At 72.3% G+C, this 4,055-nt stretch carries 5 protein-coding genes; 4 read left to right on the top strand and 1 reads right to left on the bottom strand.

Annotated features, from left to right (window positions below; all coding sequences use genetic code 11):
* Nucleotides 1-25: 25 nt before the first annotated feature.
* Nucleotides 26-718 carry a class I SAM-dependent methyltransferase gene (locus ACFTZL_RS42125; RefSeq protein ID WP_382595073.1) on the bottom strand — a complete coding sequence of 231 codons (693 nt, stop codon included), beginning with the start codon at nucleotides 716-718 and terminating at the stop codon, nucleotides 26-28.
* Between the two features lie 147 nt (nucleotides 719-865).
* Here ACFTZL_RS42125 and ACFTZL_RS42120 point away from each other — a divergent pair, with 147 nt between their 5' ends.
* From ACFTZL_RS42120 to ACFTZL_RS42105, 4 genes are all read left to right on the top strand, one after another.
* Nucleotides 866-1,468, top strand: a complete 603-nt coding sequence (locus tag ACFTZL_RS42120; protein WP_382595070.1) for a dihydrofolate reductase family protein — start codon at nucleotides 866-868, stop codon at nucleotides 1,466-1,468.
* A gap of 78 nt (nucleotides 1,469-1,546) precedes the next feature.
* Nucleotides 1,547-2,512, top strand: a complete 966-nt coding sequence (locus ACFTZL_RS42115) for a GNAT family N-acetyltransferase (RefSeq protein WP_382595067.1) — start codon at nucleotides 1,547-1,549, stop codon at nucleotides 2,510-2,512.
* An 11-nt stretch (nucleotides 2,513-2,523) separates the two neighbouring features.
* Complete coding sequence (locus ACFTZL_RS42110) at nucleotides 2,524-3,327, top strand: sugar phosphate isomerase/epimerase family protein (protein ID WP_382595065.1); 804 nt, start codon at nucleotides 2,524-2,526, stop codon at nucleotides 3,325-3,327.
* 61 nt (nucleotides 3,328-3,388) lie between these two features.
* Nucleotides 3,389-3,892 (top strand): GNAT family N-acetyltransferase, encoded by a 504-nt coding sequence (locus ACFTZL_RS42105; RefSeq protein WP_382595062.1) that lies wholly within the window; start codon nucleotides 3,389-3,391, stop codon nucleotides 3,890-3,892.
* Nucleotides 3,893-4,055 lie beyond the last annotated feature (163 nt).

The following is a 4,055-nucleotide window of genomic DNA, read 5'->3' as shown; positions in this document are numbered from 1 at the left end:
CGCTTCGGCCTTAACGGCCTCGTCCTCAATCGCCGGACGGGCTGACCGTCGCTGTGAATCCGAACAGGTCCGGCACCCCGTCCGGCCCCGCCTCCACCGTCCGCTCGATGCGCAGGCCCGCTGTCACCGCCCCGTTGAGCAGGCCGGCCAGCGGGACGTGCCAGGCGCCGAGGCGGGCGCGGACGCCGGTGGCGTTCCAGGAGGCGAAGGTGTGGGACCGGTCGGTGTAACCGGCGTCGATCACCGTCCTGGACGCGTCCCTGCGGTCGGCGAAGGCCCCGACGAAGCACGGGTGCACCCCCAGATGGACGAAACGGCCGCCGGGGGCCAGGACGCGGGCGATCTCGCGGAGGACGGCAGCGTAGTCGGGCACGTCCGTGCTGGCCAGGACGCATACCGCGGCGGGCACCGAGCTGTCGGCCAGGGGCAGTGCGGTCGCGTCCGCGACGGCCACGGGCAGGCGCTCGGCGGCGTGTCGCAACTGATTGCGGGAGAGGTCGACGCCGACGGGACTCCAGCCCAGGGCGGCCACGGTCGGCGCATGGGCGCCCGTACCGCAGCACACGTCGAGGCAGGTGCTTCCGTCGCCGCGGCCCAGCAGGTCACCGAGGGTGGCATGGACCCGGCGGATGTAGTCCCCGCCGCCCGCCGGGGACATGAACTCGTTGTACCAATCGGCGTGATCGTCGTACACGGCCGTCGCCTTCGAGGTCACCATGGCCCGGACGCTAATGCCCCCGCGCGAGTCCCGCGGAGGCGTTCGCCGCAAGCGTGACGCACACGGGTGCCCGGCGGCGATGACTTTCGCGTCGTACGCCGGTCTGCAGTGCCGTCATCGCCCGAGCGAGAAAGCGGAGTGAGTCCCATGCGCATCGTCATCACCGAGTTCATCAGCCTGGACGGCGTCGTACAGGCGCCCGGCGGGCCGCAGGAGGACACCGACGGGGGCTTCGCGCACGGCGGCTGGTCGCACCCGTACTTCGACGAGGAGGTGCTGGGCGGCGCCTTCGACGCCGGTCTGGGCAGTGCCGAGGCGCTGCTGTTCGGGCGGCGTACGTGGCAGACGATGGCGGGGGCCTGGCCCGAGCGGGCCGGGGACCCGTTCGCCGACCGGATGAACTCCCTCAAGAAGTACGTCGTCTCCGGCACGCTCGGCGAGGCCGACCTCACCTGGAACAACACCTCTCTCATCCCCGGCGACCAGGCCGTGACCCGGATCCGGGAGCTGCACGAGGCGGAGGGCGGCGACCTCGCGATGATGGGCAGCCCCACGCTGGTGCGGACGCTGCTGTCCGAAGGCCTGGTCGACGAGCTCCAGCTCATCGTCATGCCGGTGATCCTCGGCGGCGGCAAGACGATCTTCCCCGGGGACGGGGCGAAGCGCCCGATGGAGCTGGTCTCCACGACCACCGCCAAGACCGGCGCCCAGGTGTGCGTGTACCGGCCCGCGGCCCCGGCGCAGGGCTAGCCCTGGAAGTCCCGGACGGTCTAGGCTCGGCCCATCGGATCTCTGACTGAGTCAACTGTCGATACGGGGGTCGGGCCCATGACCGTCCAGGACATCCGCTCCTTCAACCGCTTCTACACGAACGTCATCGGCGCGCTCGACTACGGCCGCCACATGTACGCGCCCTACACCCTCACCGAGTCCCGCGTGCTCTACGAGCTCGCCCACGCGCCGCGCACGGACGCCGCCGACCTGCGGGCCCAGCTCCACCTGGACGCCGGATACCTGAGCCGGATCCTGAACAAGTTCGAGGAGGACGGGCTGGTCGAGCGCGGCCCCTCCGAGACGGATCCGCGCCGCCGCCGCATCACCCTCACCTCGCCCGGCCGCGAGGCCGCCGCGCTGCTCGACGAGCGGGCCCGGGAGACGGTCGGGTCGCTGCTGGACACCGTGCGGGCCGAGGACCGGCCCCGGCTGGCGGAGGCCCTGCGGACCGTTCGGACCCTCCTCGGCGACGGCCGCGCCCCGCGTCCCGAGGACGTCGTCCTGCGTGAGCCCACCCCCGGCGACCTCGGCTGGATCGTGGAGCGCAACGCCGCGCTGTACGCCGCCGAGTACGGCTTCGACCTCGAGTACGAGGGCCTCGTCGCCCGAATCGTCGCCGACTACGGCGAGGACCACGACCCGCGACTGGACCGCACCTGGATCGCCGAGCTGGACGGCCGGCGGGTGGGGTGCGTGATGTGCGTACGGGACGACGCGCCCGGGGCCGCCCGGCTCCGGCTGCTGCTCGTCGAGCCCGACGCGCGCGGCCTGGGCATCGGCGACCGGCTGGTGGGAGCCCTCGTCGACTTCGCCCGCGAGGCCGGCTACCGCGAGGTGCTCCTGTGGACCAACGACATCCTCGGCGCGGCCCGCCGTATCTACCAGCGCCACGGCTTCGTGCTGGTCGCGGAGAAGCCGCACCGCTCCTTCGGGCAGGACCTGACCGGCCAGGACTGGCGACTGGATCTTCACGCAACACCGGAGCGACGAAGGGGAGTCGCGGGCGGGGGTGCCGGGTAGGGTCCGTCCACATGAAGCTGGCGTTCTCCACCCTCGGTGTCCCCGGCATGCCCCTGCCCGACGTCCTGCGGCTCGCGACCGCGCACGGCTACCACGGCGTGGAGCTGCGCACCCACGCCGAGGAACCGGTACACCCCGGCCTCGGCTCCGCCGAACGGGCCGATGTCGCGGCCGAGTTCAAGGGGTCGGGCGTAGAGATCCTGGGCCTGGCGGGATACGCGCGCGTCGCCGCGCCGGGCGACGACGAACCCGTCCTGGCCGAGATCCGCACCCTCCTCGACCTGGCCCGCGACCTCGGCGCCCCGTACATCCGTGTCTTCCCCGGCGGCGACCTGGACGTCCAGACCCCCGAGGAGGCCGACGCGACGGCCGCCCGGCGCCTGGGCACGGCCGCCGAGTACGCGAACGACCTGGGCGTACGCATCCTCCTGGAAACCCATGACTCGCACCGCACCGCCGCGGACGCGATGCGTGTCCTCGGCCTCGTCGGCCACCGCCAGGTCGGCGCGCTCTGGGACGTCATGCACACCTGGCTGGGCGGCGAGCAGCCCTCGGAGACCTACGCGGCGCTCTCCCCCCACCTCGGCTACGTCCAGGTCAAGGACATCGCCTCCGCCGAGGACACCACACCCCTGCCCCTCGGCGCGGGCGTCCTCCCCCTGGCCGAGTGCGTGGAGGTCCTCTCCCGCCACAACTGGGACGGCTGGCTGTGCTGGGAGTACGAGAAGCGCTGGTACGAGACGGCCCAGCCGCTCCCGGACCTGCTGGAGGCCGGGCGCGAGCATCTGGGCAGGTTGCTGAACGACTCGGCGTGACGGGGCGCTTCCGCGGAAATCGCGTTGCCGCCCCGCCCCCGCGTCGCTAGCGTCCCCGCTCATGCCCCTGGCCCTGCGCACGCCCCGCCTCCTCCTGGAGGCCTACACCCCGGAGGACGAAGAGCGCTTCGTCGCCCTGTTCCAGGACACCCGGGTGTCCCGTTGGATGGGTGACGGGCCGGTGGCCGAGGCGGAGGACCGGGCCCTGTTCGGGCGGATCTTCACCAAGGTCTACGCCCAGGACCTGTTCGACGTGTGGGCGGTCCGGCGCGACTGGCTCCTGGTCGGGCACGCGGAGATCAAGCGGACCGACGCGGTGGACGGCCACGAGATCGTCTACGCGCTGGCTCCCGAGGCCTGGGGCAGCGGGCTCGGGACGGAATTGGCGGAGGCCCTCGTGGTGTACGGGTTCCGGACGCTCGGGCTCAGCGAGGTGCACGCCACCGTGGACGCGCGGAACACGGCCTCGCTGCGCCTCCTCGGCAGGATCGGATTCGCGCACGTCAGGGACATCGAGGAGGACGACGGGAGCCTCACCCGGGTGCTGACCCGACCGGCGCGGTGATCTTCCCAAGAATCCGGCAAGAAATTCTTACCCGAGCGTGCAACCCTTTGCGGCCCTGGGCGGTCGTACTTGATGTCAGGACTTCTGGGGGGAGATCTGGGGGGATCGCGGGGTTCCTGACGGGAGGGGAAAAGCCGAGGGGGCCCGGTCGACGGACCGGGCC

The organism is Streptomyces sp. NPDC056948 (genome assembly GCF_042674225.1).
Taxonomy (GTDB): Bacteria; Actinomycetota; Actinomycetes; order Streptomycetales; family Streptomycetaceae; genus Streptomyces; species Streptomyces purpurascens.
The sequence above is the reverse complement of the archived record's forward strand: the minus strand, read 5'-3'. Positions and strand labels throughout refer to the sequence as shown.

What these genes read in the sequence shown, in the direction of transcription:
- ACFTZL_RS42125 (WP_382595073.1), bottom strand. Translation starts at nt 718, where the DNA reads ATGGTGACCTCGAAGGCGACGGCCGTGTACGACGATCACGCCGATTGG.
- ACFTZL_RS42120 (WP_382595070.1), top strand. Translation starts at nt 866, where the DNA reads ATGCGCATCGTCATCACCGAGTTCATCAGCCTGGACGGCGTCGTACAG.
- ACFTZL_RS42115 (WP_382595067.1), top strand. Translation starts at nt 1,547, where the DNA reads ATGACCGTCCAGGACATCCGCTCCTTCAACCGCTTCTACACGAACGTC.
- ACFTZL_RS42110 (WP_382595065.1), top strand. Translation starts at nt 2,524, where the DNA reads ATGAAGCTGGCGTTCTCCACCCTCGGTGTCCCCGGCATGCCCCTGCCC.
- ACFTZL_RS42105 (WP_382595062.1), top strand. Translation starts at nt 3,389, where the DNA reads ATGCCCCTGGCCCTGCGCACGCCCCGCCTCCTCCTGGAGGCCTACACC.